Annotated in this window: 15 protein-coding genes; 14 read left to right on the top strand and 1 reads right to left on the bottom strand. The window is 69.9% G+C overall.

What is annotated here, in order from left to right:
• Window positions 1-81: 81 nt before the first annotated feature.
• The 5 genes from ACSQ4M_RS16640 to ACSQ4M_RS16660 all read left to right on the top strand — a co-directional run bounded on the left by ACSQ4M_RS16640 (window position 82) and on the right by ACSQ4M_RS16660 (window position 6331).
• Entirely contained in the window at window positions 82-1704 is a 1623-nt protein-coding gene (locus tag ACSQ4M_RS16640; RefSeq protein ID WP_436190545.1) for an acyl-CoA carboxylase subunit beta, read from the top strand.
• A gap of 11 nt (window positions 1705-1715) precedes the next feature.
• Window positions 1716-2870: an acyl-CoA dehydrogenase family protein gene (locus ACSQ4M_RS16645; RefSeq protein ID WP_436190546.1), complete on the top strand. Its 1155-nt coding sequence runs from the start codon at window positions 1716-1718 to the stop codon at window positions 2868-2870.
• A 356-nt stretch (window positions 2871-3226) separates the two neighbouring features.
• Window positions 3227-5203, top strand: a complete 1977-nt coding sequence (locus ACSQ4M_RS16650) for an acetyl-CoA carboxylase biotin carboxylase subunit (protein WP_436190547.1) — start codon at window positions 3227-3229, stop codon at window positions 5201-5203.
• Window positions 5204-5224: 21 nt separating this feature from the next.
• Window positions 5225-6010 carry an enoyl-CoA hydratase/isomerase family protein gene (locus tag ACSQ4M_RS16655; RefSeq protein ID WP_436190548.1) on the top strand — a complete coding sequence of 262 codons (786 nt, stop codon included), beginning with the start codon at window positions 5225-5227 and terminating at the stop codon, window positions 6008-6010.
• Window positions 6011-6163: 153 nt separating this feature from the next.
• A complete protein-coding gene (locus ACSQ4M_RS16660) occupies window positions 6164-6331 on the top strand; it encodes a DNA-binding protein (RefSeq protein ID WP_436190549.1) in 168 nt (55 codons plus the stop codon).
• A gap of 24 nt (window positions 6332-6355) precedes the next feature.
• Here ACSQ4M_RS16660 and ACSQ4M_RS16665 read toward each other — a convergent pair whose 3' ends face one another.
• Window positions 6356-7360 carry an alpha/beta fold hydrolase gene (locus tag ACSQ4M_RS16665; RefSeq protein ID WP_436190550.1) on the bottom strand — a complete coding sequence of 335 codons (1005 nt, stop codon included), beginning with the start codon at window positions 7358-7360 and terminating at the stop codon, window positions 6356-6358.
• A 155-nt stretch (window positions 7361-7515) separates the two neighbouring features.
• On the opposite strand from ACSQ4M_RS16665, the gene ACSQ4M_RS16670 reads away from it, so the two are divergent.
• From ACSQ4M_RS16670 to ACSQ4M_RS16710, 9 genes are all read left to right on the top strand, one after another.
• Window positions 7516-8535: a TRAP transporter substrate-binding protein gene (locus tag ACSQ4M_RS16670; RefSeq protein ID WP_436190551.1), complete on the top strand. Its 1020-nt coding sequence runs from the start codon at window positions 7516-7518 to the stop codon at window positions 8533-8535.
• 26 nt (window positions 8536-8561) lie between these two features.
• A complete protein-coding gene (locus ACSQ4M_RS16675; protein WP_436194027.1) occupies window positions 8562-10409 on the top strand; it encodes a TRAP transporter large permease in 1848 nt (615 codons plus the stop codon).
• A 204-nt stretch (window positions 10410-10613) separates the two neighbouring features.
• Window positions 10614-11663: a LacI family DNA-binding transcriptional regulator gene (locus ACSQ4M_RS16680; protein ID WP_436190552.1), complete on the top strand. Its 1050-nt coding sequence runs from the start codon at window positions 10614-10616 to the stop codon at window positions 11661-11663.
• Entirely contained in the window at window positions 11660-12670 is a 1011-nt protein-coding gene (locus ACSQ4M_RS16685; RefSeq protein WP_436190553.1) for a hydroxyacid dehydrogenase, read from the top strand. Before ACSQ4M_RS16680 ends, ACSQ4M_RS16685 begins: the two co-directional genes overlap by 4 nt.
• 16 nt (window positions 12671-12686) lie before the next feature.
• Complete coding sequence (locus ACSQ4M_RS16690; RefSeq protein ID WP_436190554.1) at window positions 12687-13499, top strand: amidohydrolase family protein; 813 nt, start codon at window positions 12687-12689, stop codon at window positions 13497-13499.
• Window positions 13500-14007: 508 nt separating this feature from the next.
• The gene (locus tag ACSQ4M_RS16695; protein ID WP_436190555.1) at window positions 14008-15600 is read left to right on the top strand and encodes a long-chain-fatty-acid--CoA ligase; all 1593 of its coding nucleotides are present in this window, start codon (window positions 14008-14010) and stop codon (window positions 15598-15600) included.
• Between the two features lie 30 nt (window positions 15601-15630).
• The gene (locus tag ACSQ4M_RS16700; RefSeq protein WP_436190556.1) at window positions 15631-16830 is read left to right on the top strand and encodes a substrate-binding domain-containing protein; all 1200 of its coding nucleotides are present in this window, start codon (window positions 15631-15633) and stop codon (window positions 16828-16830) included.
• Between the two features lie 4 nt (window positions 16831-16834).
• The gene (locus ACSQ4M_RS16705) at window positions 16835-17629 is read left to right on the top strand and encodes an ABC transporter ATP-binding protein (protein ID WP_436190557.1); all 795 of its coding nucleotides are present in this window, start codon (window positions 16835-16837) and stop codon (window positions 17627-17629) included.
• Window positions 17622-18347 (top strand): ABC transporter ATP-binding protein, encoded by a 726-nt coding sequence (locus ACSQ4M_RS16710; protein WP_436190558.1) that lies wholly within the window; start codon window positions 17622-17624, stop codon window positions 18345-18347. Before ACSQ4M_RS16705 ends, ACSQ4M_RS16710 begins: the two co-directional genes overlap by 8 nt.
• Window positions 18348-18364 lie beyond the last annotated feature (17 nt).

Below are 18364 nucleotides of genomic sequence, written 5' to 3' on the forward strand. Positions count from 1 at the left end.
ACTCGGCGCAAGACCCGCTGTGCGCCCTTGCCTAAGCTGCCATGCGAAACCAAGGCTCCTGCCACAGCACGGCGAAACCCCATGAGCACCATCGAGTCCACCATCTCTCCAGGCGGCGACGCCTTCGAAGCCAACCGCACCGGCATGCTGTCCCTGCTCGACCGCGTGCGCGGCTACGAGCAGCGCAGCATCGCCACCTCGGGCAAGTCGCGCGAGCGCTTCGAAAAGCGCGGCCAACTGCTGCCGCGCGAACGCCTCGCGTTGTTGCTGGACCCCGGCACGCCGTTCCTGGAGATCGGAGCGCTGGCCGGCCTGGGCCTGGACAACCCGGATCTTGAGAAGAGCGTGCCCGGCGGTGGCGTGATCGGCGGCATCGGCTGGGTCTCGGGCGTGCGCGTGATGGTCAACGCCTCGGATTCCGGCATCGACGCCGGCGCGCTGCAGCCCATGGGCATTCCCAAGCAGCTGCGCCTGCAGGAGCTGGCCCTGGAGAACAAGCTGCCCTACGTGCAACTGGTCGAGAGCGCGGGTGCCAACCTCATGACCTACCAGGTCGAGGAGTTCGTGACGGGCGGCAACCTGTTCCGCAACCTCGCGCGCCTCTCGGCCGCAGGCCTGCCCGTGGTCACCGTCACGCACGGCTCGTCCACGGCCGGCGGGGCCTACCAGACCGGGCTGTCGGACTACATCGTCATGGTGCGGGGCCGCTCGCGCGCCTTCCTGGCCGGCCCGCCGCTGCTCAAGGCCGCCACGGGCGAGATCGCCACCGAGGAGGAACTCGGCGGCGCCGAGATGCACACGTCCATCTCCGGCCTGGGCGACTACCTGGCCGAGGACGACCGCGACGCGATCCGCATCGCCCGCGAGATCCTGGCCAACATCGACTGGCAGCGCGGCATGCCGGACCAGCCCGCGCGCAGCTTCAAGCCGCCGCGCTACGACGCCGAGGAACTGCTGGGCATCATGCCCATGGACCACAAGCGCCCGGTGGACATGAAGCAGGTCATCGCGCGCATCGCCGACGACTCCGAGTTCCTGGAGTTCGGCGCCAACTACGGCGGCGCCACCGTGGTCGGCCACATCAAGGTCGAAGGCATGCCGCTGGGCATCGTCACCAACAACGGGCCCATCGACCCGGCCGGTGCGACCAAGGCCACGCACTTCATCCAGGCCTGCTGCCAGAGCCGCACGCCCATCCTGTACCTCAACAACACGACCGGCTTCATGGTCGGCAAGGCGTATGAGGAGGCCGGCATCATCAAGCACGGCTCCAAGATGATCCAGGCCGTGACCTGCGCCACCGTGCCGCAGATCACCATCTACTGCGGCGCCTCGTTCGGCGCGGGCAACTACGGCATGTGCGGGCGCGGTTTCCATCCGCGCTTCTGCTTCTCGTGGCCCAACGCCAAGACCGCCGTGATGGGCGGCGAGCAGGCCGCCCAGACCATGGTCAACGTGACCGAGGCCGCCATGAGGCGCAAGGGCGCCGAGGTCGACCGCGCCAAGCTGGCGGAGATGGAGCGCCGCATCATCGAGCGCTTCGACAGCCAGATGAGCGTGTTCACCACCAGCGCGCGCATGCTGGACGACGCCGTGATCGACCCGCGCGACACGCGCGAGGTGCTGGCCCGCGTGCTGTCGATCTGCCGCGAGGCCGAGCTGCGCCAGCCCCAGCCCATGCAGTTCGCGGTCGCCCGCCCTTGAGGAACACAGCGATGCAATTGACGCCCGAACACGAGAGCGTGCGCGACACGCTGATCCGCTTTATCGACAAGGAGGTCAACCCCCATGTCGACGCATGGGAGCGCGACCAGATCTTCCCGGCCCATCAGGTCTTTCGCCGGCTCGGCGAACTCGGCATGCTGGGGCTGACCAAGCCCCAGGAGAACGGCGGTGCCGGCCTGGACTATTCCTACGGCGCCGTGATGGCCGAGGCCCTGGCCCGCATGCACTGCGGCGGCGTCCCCATGGCCATCGGCGTGCAGACCGACATGGCCACGCCGGCGCTGGCACACCGCGGCAGCAAGGAGCTGCGCGAGGAGTTCCTGGCACCCGCTATCGCAGGCGAGTACGTGGCCTGCCTGGGCGTCTCCGAGGTCGGCAGCGGCTCGGACGTGGCATCGGTGAAGACCACGGCGCGCAGGGAGGGCGGCGACTACGTCATCGACGGCGGCAAGATGTGGACCACCAACGGCACGCAGGCGGACTTCTGCGTCGTGCTGGCCAACACCTCGGAAGGCTCCTCGCACAAGAACAAGTCGCTGATCGTCGTGCCCATGAAGACGCCCGGCGTCAGCGTGGCGCGCAAGCTCGTCAAGATGGGCATGCACGCGTCCGACACGGCGCAGCTGCACTTCGACGGCGTGCGCGTGCCGCAGCGCTACCGGATCGGCGAGGAGGGCATGGGCTTCATCTACCAGATGGAGCAGTTCCAGATCGAGCGGCTCTGGGGCGCGCTGAACGCGGGTGCGATGGCGCAGCGCGCCATCGACACCACCGTCGCCTACACGCGCGAGCGGCGTGCCTTCGGCCGCTCCATCCTCGACAACCAGTGGGTGCACTTCAAGCTGGCCGAACTGCAGACCGAGGTGGCGGCCCTGCGTGCGCTGAGCTGGCAGGGCGTGCAGGAGGTGGTGGCCGGGCAGGACGCCACGCGCACCGCCACCATGGCCAAGCTCAAGGCCGGCCGCGTGGTCCGCGAGGTGGCCGACGGCTGCCTGCAGTTCTGGGGCGGCATGGGTTACATGGACGAGACGCCGATCTCGCGCATCTTCCGCGACGGCAGGCTGACCTCCATCGGCGGTGGAGCAGACGAGGTGATGCTCCAGATCCTTTCGAAGTTCATGGGCACGTTTCCTTCTGGGAATTGACATATGACGTTGCGCCATGCACCCATGGGAGAGGCGGGGCCGGACCACGCCGACGGTGTGCTCTCCTCCGCGAATGTCCCCCGGTCCGGGCCGCAGGCGGCCCGGACCTCCTCCTTTATTTCGCTGCGAAGAACACACCGTCGACGTGGTCGGTCAGCGTTGCGTCGCATTTGCCAGCACGACGCAACGTGTCCAAGGTCGAGGGTACAGGGTGGCTCCTGCAGCGAAATAAAGGAGGAGCCTGGGCCGCCTGCGGCTCTGGCGGAGGACATTCGCGGAAGGAGCCACCCGGTGGCCTCGGCCCACGCGCCACCCTCACACGCGACCCCAGCCCCCCAGCGCGAAGAACAGCCGACATGACCACACGCACCACCCCCTTCCGCAAGATCCTGATCGCCAACCGCGGCGAGATCGCGCTGCGCATCATCCGCACGGCGCGCGCGCTGGGCTACCGCACGGTGGCCGTGTATTCGACGGCCGACGCCGGCGCCCGCCATGTGCGCGAGGCCGACCAGGCCGTCTGCATCGGCGAGCCCTTGCCCGCGCAGTCCTACCTGCGCATCCCCGCCATCATCGAAGCGGCCCGCCTGAGCGGCGCCGACGCCGTGCACCCGGGCTATGGCTTCCTGGCCGAGAACGAGGACTTCGCCCAGGCCTGCAAGGACGCGGGCCTGGTCTTCATCGGCCCCTCGGCCGAGGCCATCCGTTCGATGGGCCACAAGGCTGGCGCCAAGGCCTTGATGATCGAGGCCGGCGTGCCGTGCATCCCGGGCTACCAGGGCGAGGACCAGGGCGAAGAACGCATGGCGCAGGAGGCCGCGCGCATCGGCTTTCCCGTGATGGTCAAGGCCACGGCCGGCGGCGGTGGGCGCGGCATGCGGCTCGTCCCCTCGGCCGAACAGTTCGTCGAACTGCTGCGCAGCGCGCGCTCGGAGGCGCTGAGCGCCTTCGGCGACCCCGAGGTGATCCTGGAACGCGCCATCGTGCAGCCGCGCCACATCGAGATCCAGGTCTTCGCCGACCGCCATGGCAATGCCATCCACCTGGGCGAGCGCGACTGCTCGGTGCAGCGCCGCCACCAGAAGCTCGTGGAAGAGGCGCCGTCGCCGGCCGTCGATGCCGCACTGCGCGCGCGCATGGGTGCGGTGGCGGTCAAGGCCGTGCAGGCCATCCGCTACGAAGGCGCGGGCACGCTGGAGTTCCTGCTCGATGGCGACGGCAACTTCTACTTCATGGAAATGAACACGCGGCTGCAGGTCGAGCACCCAGTCACCGAGGCCATCACCGGCCTGGACCTCGTGGCGCTGCAGCTGCGCGTGGCCGCCGGCGAACCGCTGCCGCTCACGCAGGAGCAGGTGCGTTTCCAAGGCCATGCCATCGAGGTGCGCCTGTGCGCCGAGGATGCCGACAAGGGCTTCATGCCCCAGAGCGGCCGCATGGCGCTGTGGCAGATGCCCGCCGCGCTGCGCGTGGAGCACGGTCTGGAGCCCGGCGCCGAGATCCCGCCGTTCTACGACTCGATGATCGCCAAGCTCATCGCCCACGGCGACTCGCGCGAGGCCGCGCGGCGTCAACTGCTGGCGGGCCTGGAGGATGCCGTGGCATTGGGCGTCACGACCAACCAGGGCTTTCTGCAGCGCTGCCTGGCGCATCCGGTGTTCGCGGCCGGTGGCGCCACCACGGCCTTCATTGCGCAGCACCAGGATGCGCTGCTGGCGCCCGATGCGGCCCTGCGCGTGCGCGCCGCGGCCATCGCCGCCGTGCTGCTGGACGAAACCACCGGCGCGCAGCGCGCAGCCTCGGCGCAGCGCATGACGCACCGCCTGCCCATCGGCCTGCGCTTCGAACTCGAAGGCCAGGCCGTCAGCGCAAGGCTGACGCAGCCCAGCCGCCACCGCTACCAGGTGGAGATCGGTGAGTCCCGGCTGGACGTGGTGCTGGACGCCATCGGCGCCGACACCGCGCGCTTCACCTGCGCGGGCCTCGGCGAGCGCGCGGTGTTCCACCGCGACGGCGCCAGCCTGTTGCTGTTGCTGCGCGGCCAGCCGCTGCGCGTGCAGGACCAGACCCGCGCCGCCGCGCAGCGCCAGGGCGAGCAGGGCGGCGATGGCAAGCTGCGCGCCTCCATGAACGGCCGCGTGGTGGCCGTGCTGGCGGCCGTGGGCGACGTGGTGCAGGCCGGCCAGCCGGTGGTGACGCTGGAGGCCATGAAGATGGAACACATCCACGCCGCGCCCTGCACCGGCCGCCTGGTGGCGCTGCACGTGAAGACTGGCGACCAGGTCGCATCCAGGCGTGTGGTCGCCGAGATCGAAGCCGAAGCGGCTGCCTGAACCACCCCACCGGAGAAGCACATGGGAGACACCGCATCCGATGCCGTGGTCTGCGACAAGCGCGGCCACGCGCTGTGGATCACGATCAACCGCCCCGACAAGCGCAACGCCATCAACAAGGACGTGGTGGCCGGCATCCGTGCCGGCTGGCGTGCCGCCCATGCCGACCCCGGCGTGCGCGTGATCGTGCTGACCGGCGCAGGCGAGAAGGCCTTCTGCGCGGGCGGCGACCTGCAGCCCGGCGCCGGCTTCGCGTTCGACCTGTCGCAGCCCAGCGTGGACTACGCCGACATGCTGCGCGAGGTGCAGAACGGCACCCTGCCCTCGATCGCGCGCATCAACGGCGTCTGCATGGCCGGCGGCGTGGGTCTGGCCTGCATGACCGATTTGGCGGTTGCGGCCAAGCATGCGCAGTTCGGCCTGCCCGAGGTCAAGATCGGCCTGTTCCCCATGCAGGTGCTGAGCCTGCTGCAGGACATTGTCCCGCGCCGCACCGTGCGCGAGTGGTGCCTGACCGGCGAGCCCTTCGGTGCCGACGAGGCGCGCGAGGCAGGTCTCGTGAACTACGTGGTGCCGGGGGCGGCGCTGGACGCCAAGACCGACTGGCTGGCCGAGCGCCTGGCCGGCAAGTCGCCCACCGCCATCCGGCGCGGCAAGTACGCGATGCGCGCCATGGCCGCAATGTCCTTCGACGAGGGCATCGCCTACACCGAGAGCCAGATCGCGCTGCTGGCCATGACCGAGGACGCGCGCGAGGGCCTGGCGGCGTTCAACGAGAAGAGGAAGCCGGTGTGGACGGGGCGCTGAACGCCACCGCCGCGGCGGTCGGCGGCGCTGCGTGGTGGGCGCGCCGCGCGAGCCCAAATGAGGTCGCAGACGGCGGCTCGTGCGCCCGCCGGGAGGTCGGTGCCTGGTCGGGGCGAGGGCTGATCGTTCGAGCGCCCGGAATGACTGTGAACGATGGCGGTCTTCGATGCGGTCGATTGCCTGACGACCGAGCAGGCCTGCGCGGAGGACCTGACGGCGGCACTGGAAGACGGTGATCCGGCATTGGTCACCGCTGCATTGGGCGATGTGGCGCGCGCGCTGGGCTTGCAGCTGCACGTGGAGCTCGCAGCATCGGCCTGAGGTGCGCGGGCGAATGCGCTGGTCTCAGCGCTGCTGTGTCGCGAAGCGCCGCCCGATCCACTCCAGCAGCAGCGCGTTGACCTCCTCGGGCTTCTCCTGCTGCGTCCAGTGCCCGCAGTCGGCCACGGTGGCGCGCTCCAGGTCGGGCACGATGCGCTCCATGCCGCGCGTGGTCGCGGGTGGCAGGAAGATGTCCTGCGCTGCGCTGACCATGAGCGCGGGCACACCGACGTTGTCGGGCGTGGCGGCCGTGTCTTCCCAGTTGCGGCGCAGGTTGCGGTACCAGTTGAGCGGGCCCGTGAAGCCGTTGCGCTCGTAGGCGCGCACGAACACGGCCAGTTCCTCCTCGCTGAGCAACGGCGCGCCCATGACCTTGTCGTGGCCCTTGAACAACTCGGCCGGCAGCGCCTGCAAGTCGGGGGATACCTGTTCGAATTCGGCCAGGGTCACGCCGGGGCGGCGCATCAGGCCCCGCAGCGTGGCGTCCACATCCTCGCCCAGCAGCTTCTCGCCGACGCCGGGCTCCTGGTACTGCACCATGTAGTGCGTGGGGCCGCGCGTGCGGCGCATGGTCTCCACGAGGTCGGTCTCGGTGCGGCGCGTGTAGGGCGTGTTCAGCGAGACCACGCCCAGCACGCGGTCGGCATGGTCGCGTGCCAGCGTCCAGGCCAGTGCGCCGCCGAAGTCATGGCCGACGACCACCGCGCGCGCAATGCCCAGCGCATCGAGCAGGCCGGTCACGTCCAGCGCGAGGTTCTGCATGCGGTAGTCCTCCACCGTGCCTTGCGCGCCGGTCTCGCCGTAGCCGCGCAGGTCGGGTGCCAGCACGCCGTAGCCGGCCGCGGCCAGCGCGGCGACCTGGTGGCGCCACGAGTAGGCCAGTTCGGGAAAGCCGTGCAGCAGCACCACGGTGGGTCGGCCCGGCGTGGCCTCGACCATGCTGGCGGCCATGGAGATGCCGTTGCTCTGCAGACGGCGCCAGCCGGGCAGGGCCGGGATGGCGGAGGAGAAGGGGGCGGTGGTGTGCATGCCGCGCACTCTAGCGCGGCGCTGCCCGGCGCGGTGTCGCATGCGCCGCTCGCTCCGGGGCCAGGTTTGCGGGTAAACCCGGTGCATTCGAGCGAAGTGTATCGATATAGTAAATCGATTCAGTAAACCGATGCACAAACGATCAGGAGACCGCCATGCCATCCCGCCGAAGCTTCTTGCAGACCGCCGCCTTGTCTTCCGTCGCCGCCGCGCCCTGGGTGGTGCGGGCCCAGGCGCCGATCGCGCTGCGCTTTTCCTCGTCCATGCTGGCCGACGACAACGCCGCGCACTTCGTCTGGTACCGCAGCTTCGAGACGGCGCTGAAGGCCTCCACCGGCGAGCGCTTCAAGATCGACTACTTCCCGAACAACCAGCTCGGCAAGGAGGCCGACGTGGTGCAGCAGGTCAAGGTCGGCTCCATCGACATGGTGGTCACCGGCTCGTCGATCTTTGCCACCGTGGCGCCCGAGATCGGCATGCTGGACCTGGGCTATCTGTTCGACAGCTACTTTCATGCCGGCAAGGCGTTGGACGGCAGCGTCGGCAGGCAGCTGGACGAGATCCTGAACAAGCGCTCGGGCTGCTCGGTGCTGACCTGGGCCTCGCACTTCGGTGCGCGCAGCGTCTACACCAAGGCGCAGGTGAAATCGCTGGCCGAAATCAAGGGCGTCAAGCTGCGTGTGCTGCCCACGCCGGCCTTCATCGAGACCTTCAAGGCCATGGGCGCCATCCCCACGCCCATCCCGTTTGGCGAGCTCTACATGGCGGCGCAGACCGGCGTGGTCGACGGCTTCGAGCACGACGCCGCCACCGTGCTGGCCAGCAAGCTCAACGAGGTCACCAAGTCCTGCTGGCTGACCGAGCATCTGTTCAGCCCCATGGTGGTGGTGATCGGCAAGCGCGGCCTGGGCAAGATCCCGGCCGACCTCAAGCCCGCCTTCATGAAGGCCGTGGCCGATGCCACTGCGCAGCAGCGCACCATCGCCAGCCAGAAGAGCGCGGCGGCGGTGGAGGAACTCAAGGCCAAGGGCATGAGCTTCTTCCCGATGGCGGCCAACGAGCGCGCCACGGTGCGTGCCGAGATGCAGAAATCGCTGTGGTCGGGCTTCGCCAAGCAGTATCCGGTGACCGAGCCTCTGTTCAAGGCGATCGACGCGGCGAGGAGCCAGGCGTGAGCGCAGCAGTTGGCGCAGCACCCACGCTGGGTTTCCGTTCCGACACCACGGCCGGTAACTGGCTCGGCCGCCTCACGCGCGCGACCGAGGCCCTGTCGGGCATCGTGCTCGCGGTCGACGTGGTCGTGGTGTTCCTGTCGGTCGTCTTCCGCTACTTCCTGCACGACCCGGTGGACTGGGCCGAGGAGATCGCGCGCGCACTCATGATCGTGCTGGTGTTCTTCGGTGCCGCCACCGTGCTGGCACGCAGCCAGCATGTGGGCGTGGACCTGTTCCGCGACATGCTGCCCAGCGCCTGGCGGCCAGCCATGATCCAGGTCGTGCACTGGATCATCGCCGGCGTGTCGGCCAGCCTGTGCCTGTCCTCGGTGCTGCTGCTGGTGGACACCTGGGAGCAGACCACCTCGATCGGCCTGCCGCAATGGCTTTACGTGTTCCCGGTGGTGTTCGGCAGCGCGTTCATGACGCTGTTCGGCATCGCCAACGCCTGCAACGGCCCGGGCCGCCTGGTGCGCGCCACGCTCATCGGCTGCGTGGTCGCCGCGCTGGTGGTCTATGGCTGGAACCTGGTGCTGCCCAGCCACGCGATTCCGCACGGCCTGCTGCTGGCCGTGGGCTTCGTCGGCGGCCTGGTGCTGGGCGTGCCGATCGGCTTCGCGCTGGCCTTCGCGGCGCTGCTGTACTTCCTGTCCGACCCCAGCCTGCCGATGCTGGTGTACTCGCAGCAGGTCATGGCCGGGGCCGACCACTTCGTGCTGCTGGCGATCCCGTTCTTCGTGCTGGCCGGCCTGCTGATGGAGGCCAATGGCATGTCGGCCCGGCTCATCGAGCTCTTGCTGCGCATGTTCGGCCGCGTGCGCGGCGGCCTGGGCATCATCTCCATCCTGGCCACGGCCTTCTTTTCGGGCGTGTCGGGATCCAAGCTGGCCGACATCGCGGCCGTGGGCGGCATCGTGATGCCGGCCGTGCGCCGCACCAAGCAGGACCCGAACGAGGCCGCGGGCCTGCTGGCCTGCACGGCCGTGATGGCCGAGACGATTCCGCCCTGCATCAACATGATCATCATGGGTTTCGTTGCGAACATCTCGATCGCAGGGCTGTTCATGGCCGGGCTGATCCCGGCCGCGGTGCTGGCGCTGTCGCTGGCCGTGATCGCGGTGATCGTGGGCAAGAAGATCAACCCCGACGATGCCTTCGACAAGCGCACCGCGCTGCTGCCGCTGATCGGTGGCGCGCTGGTGGCGCTGCTCATGGTCGGCATGATCGGCAAGGGCGTGACCTCGGGCGTGGCCACCTCCACCGAGGTCTCGGCCTTCGCCGTGGTCTACGCGCTGGTGGTCGGCGGCCTGGCCTTCCGCGAACTGAGCATGGCCTCGGTGGCAGCGCTGTTCAAGCGTTCGGCCTCCATGGCGGGCAGCATCCTGTTCATCGTCGCGGCGGCCTCCAGCGTGTCGTTCGCGCTGACCATCGAGCAGATTCCGCAGATGGTCTCGGGCTGGATGATCGCGTTCGCGCAGGACTACGGCAGCACCATGTTCCTGCTGCTGGCCGTCGGCATCATGATCGTGTTCGGCGCCGTGCTGGAAGGCGCGCCCGCGCTCATCATCTTCGGCCCGCTGCTGGCCCCCATTGCGCAGCAGCTCGGCATCGACCTGCTGCACTTCGGCACGGTCATGGTCATCGCCATGGGCCTGGGCCTGTTCGCACCGCCGATCGGCCTGGGCCTGTTCGCCACCTGCGCGATCACGGGCACCACGGTGCGCGATGTGGCCCGGCCTATGATGAAGTACCTGGCAGTGCTGCTGGCCACGCTCATCGTGCTGGTGCTCGTGCCCGCGTTCTCGCTGTGGCTGCCGAACCGGCTCGGCCTGTGAAATGAAACCACCCCGTTTGGATTTCGAAGGGCGTGTAGAAGTCCCATCCCCCTCCAGGGGCGCACCCAGCGGTCCGGCAGAGCCGGCCCCGCGGGTGCACTTGCATGGCCTGCTCCGCGGCCTTCTGAACCGCTGCTTGCGAGCCGGTTTCGTGCCCTGCGACTGCGCGCTGGCCCATTGAACAACTGAACAGCTTCTTCCCACGTGACCACCATCCAGGACGTCGCCCGCCATGCCGAGGTCTCGGCCAGCACGGTCTCCAACGTGCTCAACGGCCGGGCCGACCGCATGCGGCCCGAGACGCGCGAGCGCGTGCAGGCCGCCATCGCGGCCTTGCAATTCCGCCCCAGCAAGCTGGCCCAGCAGCTCAAGACCGGGCAGACGCCGCTGCTCGGCCTGCTCGTGCCGTCGATGGCCAACCCCATGTACGGCTTCATCGCGCGCGAGGTGGAGACCTGCGCGCAGGAGCGCTTCGGCCTGCGCCTCTTGATTGGCAGCACCTACCGCGATGCGGCCAAGGAGGCCGCCTTCTTCGAGGACATGCTGGCCCACGGCGTGCGCCGCGTGATCGTGATCTCCTCGCTGGCCGAGGAGCGGCACCTGGAGTCGGCCGTGGAGCGCGGCATGGCCGTGATGAGCTACGACCGGCGCGCCACGCCTGGCCAGCCCTCGGCCGTGGGCCACGTGACGCCCGACAACTTCGAGGCCGGCCGCCTGGCTACCGCCCACCTGGTCGCGCACGGCCACCGCCGGCTGGCCTTCATCACGGTGGCCGGCATGACCATGAGCCGGCGCGACAAGATGGCGGGCTTCCATGCCGCCGCTGCGGCCGCTGGCCTGGCCGACAGCGCGAAGGTGCTGGACGGCGGGCCGCTGGACGAGTACGGCGACTCGGTGATCGCCGAGGTCGGCCGCGCCATGGGCCTGCAGCTGGCGGCCGACCCCGGGCGGCCGACCGGCCTGGTCGCGCTCAACGACCTGATGGCGCTGGGCCTCATGGCCGGGCTGCGCGAGGGTGGGGTGGACGTGCCCGGCCAGGTCTCGGTCGTGGGCATCGACGGCCTGTTCCTGGCCGCGTTGTCCAACCCCGGCCTGACCCATGTGCAGCTGCCCATCCGCGAGATGGCGCAGGCCATGGTGGAGGCCATCGCGGGCGAAGGCGCGCCGCCGCCCGAACAGATCTTTCGCCAGGTGCGGCTCGTCGAGCGCGGCTCCGTGGCACCGCCACCGCTTGCAGACAAGGCGAGGACATGACGACGGTTTTTGTGAGCCATCCGCAGGACAAGCTCGAGCACTACTTTGGCCAGCGCGCACTCGCGCAGCTGCGCAGCGTGGCCGAGGTGCGCTGCAACCCCGAGGCACGCGAACTCGCCCTGCCCGAACTCGTCGATGCGCTGGACGGTTGCGACGCACTCATCGCCTACCGCGGCACGGCCGGCCCCGAGGCGCTGTTCGCGGCCCGCCCGCAGCTGGCCGCCTTCGTGCGCTGTGCCATCGACATCCGCACCGTGGACGTGCCGGCCGCCAGCCGCCACGGCGTGCTGGTCACCCAGGCCAGCGCGGGCTTCATCGCCTCGGTGTCGGAATGGATCGTCGGCGCCATGGTCGACCTGGGCCGGGGCACCAGCCGCTACACCGCGGCCTACCACGCGGGCCAGGTGCCGACGCCGGTCATGGGCCGGCAGCTGCGCGGCAGCACGCTGGGCGTGGTGGGCTACGGCCAGATCGCGCGCTACCTGTGCGAGCTGGCGCTGGCGCTGGGCATGCAGGTGCGCGTGGCCGCGCCCGAGGCCGTGCCTGCCGAGGGCGCGCTGCGTCAGGCGCCGCTGCCCGCGCTGCTGGCCGAGAGCGACTTCGTGGTCTGCCTGGCGCCGGCCAAGCCCGAGACCCACCATTTGTTCGACGCCGCAGCCTTCGCCGCCATGCGGCCCGGCAGCTTCTTCGTGAACGCGGCGCGCGGCGAGCTCGTGGACGAGGCTGCGCTGCGGGCCGCGCTCGACAGCGGCCACCTGGCCGGTGCCGCGCTCGACGTGGGCATGGCGCCCGACCAGATGCCCAGCCCCGCGCTGGCCTGCCACCCGCGCGTGGTGGCCGCGCCGCACATCGGCGGGCTCACGCCGCCAGCCATCGAGCACCAGGCGCTGGAAACCGTCGCGCAGATCGGCGCGCTGCTGCGCGGCGAGATGCCGCCCGGGGCCGTCAACGCGGGCGATGCCACGCGCGTGCGGCGCTGGCCTGCCTTCGCTGCCGCCACGGCCTGACTCCCCTGGAACTTCCATGACCACTGCCACTTTCGACGGCGCGTGCGACTGCCACGTGCACATCTACGAGCCCGGCTACGCGCTGGCGCCCACCGCCACCTTCACGCCGCCCGATGCGCCGCTGTCGGCCTACCGCGCCGTGCAGCAGGCCCTGGGCCTGCGCCGCGCGGTGATCGTGCAGCCCACGGGCTATGGTTTCGACAACGCCTGCACGCTGGCGGCCGTGGCGGGGCTGGGCGCCGACGGGCGGGCCGTGGTGGTGGTGCCGCCCGACGTGTCCGACGCCAAACTCGAACGCCTGCATGCGGCCGGCGCGCGCGGCATCCGCTTCATGATGCTGTCCGGCGGCCTGCTGCCTTGGGACGCGCTGGAGACCCTGGCCGCGCGCGTGCAGCCGCTGGACTGGCACATCGACCTGCAGTTCGACGGGCGAGACGTGCCGCAGCATGTGGAGCGGCTGCGGCGACTGCCAGGCAAGCTCGTGATCGACCACATCGGCAAGTTCCTGGGACCGACCACGCCGGACGACGCGGCCTTCGGCGCGCTGCGCCGTGTGCTCGACGCCGGCCGCTGCTGGGTCAAGCTGGCTGCGCCCTATGAAACCTCGCGCAGCGGCCCGCCGGCCTATGCCGACGTGGCGCCGCTCGCGCGTGCGTTGGCCGAGCACCATGCCGAACGCTGCATCTGGGCCAGCAACTGGCCGCACCCCAACGTGCAGCCCCAGCCCGACAACAGGGCGCTGCTCGACTGGGCACTGGCGTGCATCGGCGACACGCAGCGCGCCCAGCGCATCCTCGTGGACAACCCAGCCGCGCTGTACGGGTTCTGAGAAGCTGTGAACGAACCGCTCACGCCCACGCGAGGCCCCCAATGACGAACTTCTCACGTTGCGACCGCTGCTCCCAGGGCCTCGCCCTTCGGGCCGGGGCGCGCCAAGCCACATGCGGGCGTTGCAGTCCTTGCCCGGGCACGAGCCCGGGCGGCGGACTGCGCCTACGCCTGTGGCCCGGCGCACCCCGTCGTGGACGCGATCGGTTCATTCACAGCTTCTGAGCGGACCGGCGCACAGGGCCGCAGGCCGGCCACTGCGTGCACCTGCGTCCCCGCGCGGCGTCTGTGCGCGCATTCATCCATCGCAGGCGCCGCCAAGTCTTGCGCCCAGGCGCTGCGCTGATCGGCGGTCCGTCCGGGCAGACCCGCAGTGCCACAGCGAGTTGACGCAAGAGCCGGTGCAACCCCGCCGGTAGCCTTCCGCCATCGCCACGAGGGCACGGTGGCCGGTTGCAGGCGGCCGGCTGCCGGGCCGCCGGACCTGCTTTCCAACGAAGGACATGCGCATGCAAGACCCCGCCACGAACGACCGCACACTGGTCGATGGCCTGGCCCGCCAGCTCGCCACCCGGCCGCAGGCCCTGGCCTACCGCTGCGGCGAGCGCCGTCTCACGTTCGCCGATGTGGAGCGCGAGACCAACCGGCTGGCCAACGCGCTGGCCGCCAGCGGCGTGGGCCGCGGCAGCCGCGTGGCGGTGCTGACCAAGCACCACATCGAGTGCCTGCTGGTCACGCTGGCGGCCTGCAAGCTGGGCGCCGTCTGCATGCCCGTGAACTGGCGCCTCACGGGGGCCGAGGTGGCCTACATCGTCAACCACGGCGAGGCCAGCTTCCTGATGGCCGATGCCGAGTTCCTGCCCACCGTGCAGGCGGCGGAACTGCCGGGCATCACCACCCTGGTCAGCACGCTGGGCGGCAGCGGCAGCGGCAGCGGCACCGTGCCCGGCCTGGCCGACTGGTACGCCGGCTTCGACGCGCAATGCACGCCCGTGGCGGTGGATGCGCAGGACGCGGCGCTGCAGCTGTACTCCTCGGGCACGACCGGCCTGCCCAAGGGCGTCGTGCTGTCGCACGCCGGGCTGTTGTCGACCTCGCGCGTGGTGGCGCGCGACTGGAAGTTCGACGCGCGGCATGTGCTGGGCAATCCGCTGCCGGTGTTCCACGTGGCCGGCATGACCATGCTGCTGCTCACGCTCTACACGGGCGGGCAGACCGCCTCGTACCCGGACTTCGACCCCAAGGCCTACCTGGCGGCCTTCGCCGCGCACGGCATCACCCACACCTTCGTGGTGCCGGCCATGCTGCTGTTCATGCTGCAGGTGCCGGGCGCCAGGGAAAGCCCGAAGCCGGCGCTGCAGCTGATCGCCTACGGCGGCTCGCCGATCAGCGAGACCGTGCTGCAGCAGGCCTTCGCCGTGTTCGGCTGCGACTTCCTGCAGGTCTACGGCCTGACCGAGGTCTCCGGCCCGGCCACCTTCCTGATGCCCGAGGACCACCGCGCCGGCGATGCGGAACTGCTGCGCGCGGCGGGCCGGCCCATCGGCGGCGCGCGGCTGCGCATCGTGGACCCGATCACCCAGGCGGATGTGGAGGAGGGCGCGGTCGGCGAGGTGTGGATCGAGTCCGACCGCAACCTGCTGGCGTACTGGCGCAACCCCGAGGCCACCGCCGCCGCCTACCCGGAAGGGCGCAACGCCAACGGCGGCTGGTTCCGCTCGGGCGACGGCGGCTACCTCAAGGACGGCTACCTCTACATCCACGACCGCATCAAGGACATGATCGTCTCGGGCGGCGAGAACATCTATCCCGCCGAGGTCGAGAACGTGCTGATGCGCCACCCGGCCGTGGCCGACGGCGCCGTGATCGGCGTGCCCGACAGCACCTGGGGCGAGGCGGTGAAAGCCTGCGTGGTGCTGCGGCCCGGCCACACGGCCGACGCGGCCGGCGTCATCGCCTTCATGCGCGAGCACCTGGCGCACTACAAGTGCCCCAAGAGCGTGGACATCGTCGAGGCCTTGCCGCGCAACCCGAGCGGAAAGATCCTGAAGCGCGTGCTGCGCGAGCCCTACTGGAAGGGCCAGCGCCGCGCCGTGGGTTGACTGCGCCCAACACATCGAAGGAGACAAGCCATGCTGAAGAAATTCGTCCTCGCCGCCACCGCGGCCCTGGCCTGCTGGGCCGTGCCGCACACCGTGCTGGCCCAGGCCGGCAAACCCATCAAGATCGCGCTGATCGCGAGCAAGACCGGCCCGTCGGAGCAGTACGCGCGCGACACCGAACGCGGCGTGCGCCTGGCGCTGGAGTACCTGACGCAGGGCTCCATGACGCTGCTGGACCGCAAGATCGAACTGATCGTCAAGGACGACCAGATGAAGCCCGAGCAGTCCAAGGCGCTGCTGACCCAGGCCTACGCCGACGACAAGGCCGACATCGCCATCGGCACCTCGTGGTCGGGTGGCGCGCTGGCCATGGCGCCCGTGGCCGAGGAGTACGGCAAGATCCTGATGCTGGAGCCGGCGATTGCCGATTCGCTGACCGGATCGGCCTGGAACAAGTACCTGTTCCGCGCCAGCCGCAACTCGTTCCAGGACGCACTGGCTACGGCGGCGGCGCTCAAGGATGGCGACAACGTGGCCTTCCTCGCGCCCGACTATGTCTATGGCAAGGACGGCGTCAAGGCCTTCAAGGACGCGCTGGGCGCCACCAAGCGCAAGGCCAACCTGGTGCACGACGAGTTCATCCCGCTGGCCACCACCGACTTCACCGCGCCCATGCAGCGCATCTTCGACCGCATGAAGGACTTGAAGGGCAACAAGTACCTGGTGGTGATCTGGGGCGCGCCGAACCCGATCCGCAAGATCTCCGAGCTGAACCCGGGCCGCTACGGCATCGAGTTCCTGTCCATCGGCGGTGCCAACCTGGAGAACGCCAAGCCGTGGAAGGGCTTGGACATCGGCGGCGGCACCTTCTACTACTACGACTTCCCCAAGAACCCCATGAACGACTGGCTCGTGGCCGAGCACAGGAAGCGCTACAACGTGCCGCCCGATCTGTTCACCGCCGGCGGCTTCACGGCTGCGGCGGCCGTGGTGGCGGGCATCCGCAAGGCCGGCAGCGTGGACACGCCCAAGCTCATCGCGGCCATGGAGGGCATGGAGTTCGACACGCCCAAGGGCAAGATGACCTTCCGCAAGGAAGACCACCAGGCCATGCAGGTGCAGTACCAGTTCCGCATGAAGAAGGACGGCAAGAGCGAGTGGGACCTCTTCGAACTCGTGCGCGAGATCCCGGCCAGCGAGATGCCGGTGCCGATCACCGTCAAGCCGTAACGGCATGGCGAGCACCCCCGCGCTGGCCAGTCGCGGTCTGGGCATCCGCTTCGGCGGCCACGCGGCCGTGGACGATGTCAGCACCGCATTCGCGGCCGGCACCTTGACCGCCATCGTCGGCCCCAACGGTGCCGGCAAGACCACCTACTTCAACCTGCTGTCGGGCCAGCTCCAGGCCAGCGCGGGCCAGGTGCTCTACAAGGGCGAGGACATCACGCGCCTGAGTGCCGCGCAGCGCACCACGCGCGGCATCGGCCGGGCGTTCCAGCTCACCAACCTGTTCCCGCGCCTGTCGGTGGGCGAGAACGTGCGCCTGGCCGTGCAGAGCCGCCACCGCGCCGGCTTCAACATGCTGGCGCTTTGGCGCCAGCGCGCTGACCTCATCGAAGAGGCCGAGGCCTGCCTGGAGCAGGTGGGCCTGGCCGCGCGGCGCGACGACCAGGCGGCCAAGCTGCCGCACGGCGACAAGCGCAAGCTGGAGGTGGCCATGCTGATGGCGCTGGAACCCGAGGTGGTGATGTTCGACGAGCCCACGGCCGGCATGAGCGTGGACGAGGTGCCGGTGATCCTGGAGCTGATCCGGCGCCTCAAGGCGCGCGGCGACAAGACCATCCTGCTCGTGGAGCACAAGATGGACGTGATCCAAACGCTTGCCGACCGCATCGTGGTGCTGCACAACGGCCGCCTGGTGGCCGATGGGCTGCCGGCCGAGGTGATGGCCTCGCCCATCGTGCAAGAGGCCTACCTGGGCGTGCGGCGCAAGCACAAGGACAAGGGCAAGGAGGTGGCCCATGTCTGAGCCCTTGTTGCGCCTGGAAGGCGTGCACACCCACATCGGCGAGTACCACATCCTGCAGGGCGTGGACCTGGCCGTGCCGCGCGGCGCGCTCACGGTGCTGCTGGGCCGCAACGGCGCCGGCAAGAGCACCACGCTGCGCACCATCATGGGCCTGTGGCAGGCCAGCCGCGGCCGCACCACGTTCGCGGGCCGCGACATCACCGCTGCCAGCACACCCGACATCGCGCGCGCCGGCATCGCCTTCGTGCCCGAGGACATGGGCATCTTCGCCGGCCTCACGGTGCAGGAGAACCTGCGCCTGGCCGCCATCGCGGGGCGCTTCGATCAGGCGCGGCTGGACTGGATCTTCGGCCTGTTCCCCGCGCTCAAGCGCTTCTGGCTGCGGCCCGGCGGCCTGCTCTCGGGCGGGCAGAAGCAGATGCTGGCCATTGCGCGCGCCATCGTCGAGCCGCGCCAGCTGCTGCTCATCGACGAGCCGACCAAGGGCCTGGCGCCGGCCATCATCGACAACCTGGCCCAGGCCTTCGAGGACCTGAAGGTGCGCGACACCACCATCCTGCTGGTGGAGCAGAACTTCCACTTCGTGCGCGGCCTGGGCGAGCACGTGGCCGTGATGGACGACGGCCGCATCGTGCACACCGGCGCGATGGCCGAGCTGTCGGCCGACGAAGCCCTGCAGTCCCGCCTGCTCGGTCTCCACGCGGGAGCGGTCCACTGATGCGCACATTCGCTGGA

Source organism: Pseudorhodoferax sp. LjRoot39 (genome assembly GCF_964253035.1).
Classification (GTDB): domain Bacteria; phylum Pseudomonadota; class Gammaproteobacteria; order Burkholderiales; family Burkholderiaceae_C; genus Pseudorhodoferax.

Coding starts and splice junctions, on each gene's coding strand:
- ACSQ4M_RS16670 (WP_436190551.1), top strand. CDS start 7,516: ATGCCATCCCGCCGAAGCTTCTTGCAGACCGCCGCCTTGTCTTCCGTC.
- ACSQ4M_RS16660 (WP_436190549.1), top strand. CDS start 6,164: ATGGCGGTCTTCGATGCGGTCGATTGCCTGACGACCGAGCAGGCCTGC.
- ACSQ4M_RS16685 (WP_436190553.1), top strand. CDS start 11,660: ATGACGACGGTTTTTGTGAGCCATCCGCAGGACAAGCTCGAGCACTAC.
- ACSQ4M_RS16705 (WP_436190557.1), top strand. CDS start 16,835: ATGGCGAGCACCCCCGCGCTGGCCAGTCGCGGTCTGGGCATCCGCTTC.
- ACSQ4M_RS16645 (WP_436190546.1), top strand. CDS start 1,716: ATGCAATTGACGCCCGAACACGAGAGCGTGCGCGACACGCTGATCCGC.
- ACSQ4M_RS16700 (WP_436190556.1), top strand. CDS start 15,631: ATGCTGAAGAAATTCGTCCTCGCCGCCACCGCGGCCCTGGCCTGCTGG.
- ACSQ4M_RS16710 (WP_436190558.1), top strand. CDS start 17,622: ATGTCTGAGCCCTTGTTGCGCCTGGAAGGCGTGCACACCCACATCGGC.
- ACSQ4M_RS16665 (WP_436190550.1), bottom strand. CDS start 7,360: ATGCACACCACCGCCCCCTTCTCCTCCGCCATCCCGGCCCTGCCCGGC.
- ACSQ4M_RS16650 (WP_436190547.1), top strand. CDS start 3,227: ATGACCACACGCACCACCCCCTTCCGCAAGATCCTGATCGCCAACCGC.
- ACSQ4M_RS16655 (WP_436190548.1), top strand. CDS start 5,225: ATGGGAGACACCGCATCCGATGCCGTGGTCTGCGACAAGCGCGGCCAC.
- ACSQ4M_RS16690 (WP_436190554.1), top strand. CDS start 12,687: ATGACCACTGCCACTTTCGACGGCGCGTGCGACTGCCACGTGCACATC.
- ACSQ4M_RS16640 (WP_436190545.1), top strand. CDS start 82: ATGAGCACCATCGAGTCCACCATCTCTCCAGGCGGCGACGCCTTCGAA.
- ACSQ4M_RS16695 (WP_436190555.1), top strand. CDS start 14,008: ATGCAAGACCCCGCCACGAACGACCGCACACTGGTCGATGGCCTGGCC.